The following is a 4,016-nucleotide window of genomic DNA, read 5'->3' on the forward strand; positions in this document are numbered from 1 at the left end:
TGGTCGGGGAGAGAGGATTCGAACCTCCGGCCCCTGCCTCCCGAAGACAGTGCTCTACCAGGCTGAGCTACTCCCCGACCGGGACCGGACTGTTCGTCCGGTGCAGGGCGAGGGCGTCCCTAGCGGGGGGTGGGGGGAAGCGCAACCATCAATGGCCGAGCGTCGCGAGCCAATGGTCGTGCCGGACCATCTTCTCGCGGGGCGCACCGGCGCGGGCGGCAGCGATCTCGGCCGCCTCGATCGTCCGCCAATCGGCGAAGCTGGTCGGCCGCACCCCGCGCTCGGCGAGCAAGCGGTAAAGGCCTTCGCCCCCTGCCTTTTCACCGCCCTCCGGCATCGCCGCAACAATCTGCTCGGCGACTTCCTGGCCATCGGGCCGGTTGGTCCCGATCGTCCCCGACGGCCCGCGCCGCGCCCAGCCGACGCAGTAGAGCCGATCGGCGATCAGGCCGTGGACGTTGGCGAACCTGCCGCCGCGATCGTCGTAGGGGACGGCGTCGATCGGCGGGGTCGAATAGCCGATGCAGCTGACCACCAGCGACGCTGGAATCGCATAGGTTTCGCCGGTGCCAACGCTTGCGCCGCTGTCGTCAAGCATCGTCCGCTCGACGATCAGCCGCTCGGCCCGCCCGTCGCCCTCGATCGCCACCGGCCGGGCGAAGAAATCGAATGCGATCCGCTTGGGTTTGTCGGCGCTCATCGCGGTGAACTCGCGCAGGTGGGTGACCGACTTGCGCACCCCCGGCTCAAGCGCCGCATCCGCTTCGACCGGCGGGAAATCCGCTGACTCGGCGTGCGGCCGGGCGGCTTCGAGATGACCGAGCTCGCCCAGTTCTTTCGGCGTCATCGCGATCTGGTGCGGTCCGCGCCGACCGACCAACGTAATTTCGCGTATCGCCGACCCTTCCAGCGCGTCCAGCGCATGGCCGACGATGTCCGACCCGGCGAATTCGGCGCGGGTTTTCGACAGGATCCGCGCGACGTCGAGCGCGACATTGCCGTTGCCGATCACTGCCGCGTTCGCCCCGTCGAGCGGCGGATCGAGATCGGCGAAATCGGGGTGGCCGTTGTACCAGCCAACGAACGCCGCCGACCCGACCACGCCCGGCAGTTCCTCGCCCGGAATGCCGAGCTTGCGGTCATGCGGTGCGCCTGTCGCCAGCACGACTGCGTCGTAGAGGTCGAGCAACTCGGGAATGGCGACGTCGCGACCGACCGCGACATTGCCGACGAAGCGCACCGCTTCGTCCTCCATGACCTTGTCGTAGCGCCGCGAGACTGCCTTGATCGACTGATGGTCCGGCGCGACGCCGAAGCGGATCAAGCCATAGGGTACCGGCAGCCTGTCGATCAGGTCGATCCGCGCTGTACCGGAGTAAGCCTTGGCCAGCGCCTCGACGGTGTAGAACCCTGCCGGACCCGATCCGATCACCGCAAACTGGCGCATCGCCCCTCCCGTCTATTTCTTCTTTTTCGGCGCCTCAAGCAGCTCGGGCCCCTTGGCCTTGAGCAGCGCTTCGATCGGCCGGGCGAACAGCGCCAAAATGCCGGGCAAGGTGATGTGACAGCGTACTTGCCGCTCCTCAACGGTAATCGCCGCCGCGACCGTCGCGCCCATCGCCTTGACGGTAAGATTGAGCGTGTCGCCGGCCCAGCTGTCGGTCACTTCGGCCGCGCCGCCGGGGATATGGTCGGCCAGCTTGTGGATATTGGCCGCCAGCCGCTCCTTGGCGGCGTCCTTGCCCAGCGTGTGGGGCAACGTCATGTCGATCGGTCGTTCCATCCGCACGGTGTGGGCGGGCAGGCGCGGCTTTTCAAGCGCTTCGCTTCGGCTAGAGTGGCGCGATGCGCTTGCTTGCCCTGTTATTGCTATTGCTCGCCGCTCCGCTCGCCGCGCAGCTGGTTGCGCCTGCGGCCGAACCCAATCCCGGATCCCTTCTCTATCGCCCGCCGGCCCCGCCGCCGTCGGTGATCGATGACCCGGCCGCCGCTTATATCACCGCCGGACAGGACGAGACGGGCTATCGCGCCTGGTTCGCGGCGCAGCCGTGGCACGCGACCTATGTGAAGGCGTTCAACGATTATCTGACGACCTATGGAGTCGCCGACGTCGTCCCGACATGGGAGCTGCTGCGCACCGCCACCCTGTGGAAGGTATGCGGCGCGCAACCGTTCGAGGTCGCACCGAGCAGTGACTGGCCGCATGTCGTGCAGACGCTACGCTACGTCCGCGACTATGTCGTGCCGGCGATCGGCCCGGTCGAGCCGGTCTCGGCCTATCGCAATCCGACGCTCAACCGTTGTGCCGGCGGGGCGATCGAAAGCGCCCACCAGGATTTCCACGCGATCGACCTGGTTCCGTTGCGGCCGATCGCCCGCAACCAGTTGATGGAGGCATTGTGCGCAGCCCATTTGCGGCGCGGCGGCGATTATCAGGTCGGGCTGGGTTTCTACGCCTTCGTCCGCTTCCACGTCGACTCGACCCGCTTTCGTAAATGGGGGGTATCCGAAGCCGCCGACGCTTCGCCGTGCCGAGTGACCATCGCCAGCGCGCCCAAACCGCCGCCGATCGCGTCGGCGAACGGCATCGTCGTGGAGTCGACCCCGACGCCACAGCCGACCACGCCAGCCGTCCCCGCCCCGACAGTGATCACGCCGGTTACAGCTCGGCCAGTCGATCCGCTCGCGCCGCTCTAAAGGCCTTGTGTGGCCTAAAGGACACACTACATCGCGTGGAGCATATAGGGGCTTGGAATGGATCTGGAGAAACTAACCGACCGCGCGCGCGGGTTCCTGCAGGCGGCGCAGATGATTGCGGTGCGCGAGCATCATCAGCGGATCGTTCCGGCACATCTCGCCAAGGCGTTGCTCGACGATGAGCAGGGGATGGCAGCCGGCCTGCTCGGCGCGGCCGGCGGCGATGCCAAGGCGGCCCAACGCGCTATCGATGCGCTGGTCGCCAAGCAGCCGGCCGTGACCGGCAGCGGCGCGAGCTCCGCCCCGGCAATGGACGGCGACGCCATCCGCCTGCTCGACCAGGCACAGGAAGTAGCGACCAAGGCCGGCGATCAATATGTCACCGTCGAGCGAATCCTGCTGGCGATGCTGCTGGCCAAGGGCACCGACGTCGCCACCGCGCTGGCCGCATCGGGCGTCACGCCGAAAGCGCTCAACGCGGCGATCGACAAGCTGCGCGGCGGGCGCAACGCCGACACCCAATCGTCCGAGGACCGCTATGACGCGCTCAAACGCTTCTCGCGCGACCTCACCCAGGCCGCGCGTGACGGCAAGCTCGACCCGGTCATCGGCCGCGACGAAGAGATCCGCCGCACCATCCAGGTGCTGATGCGAAGGACCAAGAATAATCCCGTCCTGATTGGCGAGCCCGGCGTCGGCAAGACAGCGATCGCGGAAGGGCTGGCGCTGCGCATCGCCAATGGTGACGTGCCCGACGGGCTCAAGGACCGCCGCCTGATGTCGCTCGACATGGGTTCGCTCATCGCCGGGGCCAAATATCGCGGCGAGTTCGAGGAGCGGCTCAAGGGCGTGCTCGACGAGGTCAAGCAGGCCGATGGCCAGATCATCCTGTTCATCGACGAAATGCACACGCTGGTCGGTGCGGGCAAGGGCGAAGGCGCGATGGATGCGTCGAACCTGTTGAAGCCGGCGCTGGCCCGCGGCGAGCTTCACGCGATCGGCGCAACCACGCTCGACGAATATCGCAAGCATGTCGAGAAAGACGCGGCGCTCGAACGGCGGTTTCAGCCAGTGTTCGTCGGCGAACCGACCGTGCCCGACACCATCTCGATCCTGCGCGGGCTGAAGGAGAAATATGAGCTTCACCACGGCGTGCGCATCACGGACGCCGCGCTGGTCGCGGCGGCAACGCTGAGCCATCGCTACATTTCCGACCGCTTCCTGCCCGACAAGGCAATCGACCTGATGGACGAGGCCGCCTCGCGTCTCCGCATGGAGGTCGAGTCCAAGCCCGAGGAGATCGAGAATCTCGACCGGCG

General features: G+C 67.0%; 4 protein-coding genes and 1 tRNA gene. 2 read left to right on the forward strand and 3 right to left on the reverse strand.

The window, feature by feature from the left end; translation table 11 throughout:
* The 3 genes from RMN84_RS07740 to RMN84_RS07750 all read right to left on the reverse strand — a co-directional run bounded on the left by RMN84_RS07740 (position 1) and on the right by RMN84_RS07750 (position 1,765).
* A tRNA-Pro gene (locus RMN84_RS07740) sits at positions 1-77 on the reverse strand.
* A 71-nt stretch (positions 78-148) separates the two neighbouring features.
* Positions 149-1,447 carry an FAD-dependent oxidoreductase gene (locus tag RMN84_RS07745; protein WP_309611600.1) on the reverse strand — a complete coding sequence of 433 codons (1,299 nt, stop codon included), beginning with the start codon at positions 1,445-1,447 and terminating at the stop codon, positions 149-151.
* A 12-nt stretch (positions 1,448-1,459) separates the two neighbouring features.
* Positions 1,460-1,765: a polyhydroxyalkanoic acid system family protein gene (locus RMN84_RS07750; RefSeq protein WP_309611601.1), complete on the reverse strand. Its 306-nt coding sequence runs from the start codon at positions 1,763-1,765 to the stop codon at positions 1,460-1,462.
* Between the two features lie 80 nt (positions 1,766-1,845).
* On the opposite strand from RMN84_RS07750, the gene RMN84_RS07755 reads away from it, so the two are divergent.
* Together RMN84_RS07755 and RMN84_RS07760 are read left to right on the forward strand one after the other, a co-directional pair.
* A complete protein-coding gene (locus tag RMN84_RS07755; RefSeq protein WP_309611602.1) occupies positions 1,846-2,697 on the forward strand; it encodes a D-Ala-D-Ala carboxypeptidase family metallohydrolase in 852 nt (283 codons plus the stop codon).
* A gap of 57 nt (positions 2,698-2,754) precedes the next feature.
* The coding region (locus tag RMN84_RS07760) for a Clp protease N-terminal domain-containing protein (protein WP_309611603.1) at positions 2,755-4,016 on the forward strand (1,262 nt) is incomplete at its 3' end.

Source organism: Sphingomonas sp. (assembly GCF_031380695.1).
GTDB lineage: Bacteria > Pseudomonadota > Alphaproteobacteria > Sphingomonadales > Sphingomonadaceae > Sphingomicrobium.

What these genes read in the sequence shown, in the direction of transcription:
- RMN84_RS07745 (WP_309611600.1), bottom strand. Translation starts at nt 1,447, where the DNA reads ATGCGCCAGTTTGCGGTGATCGGATCGGGTCCGGCAGGGTTCTACACC.
- RMN84_RS07750 (WP_309611601.1), bottom strand. Translation starts at nt 1,765, where the DNA reads ATGACGTTGCCCCACACGCTGGGCAAGGACGCCGCCAAGGAGCGGCTG.
- RMN84_RS07755 (WP_309611602.1), top strand. Translation starts at nt 1,846, where the DNA reads ATGCGCTTGCTTGCCCTGTTATTGCTATTGCTCGCCGCTCCGCTCGCC.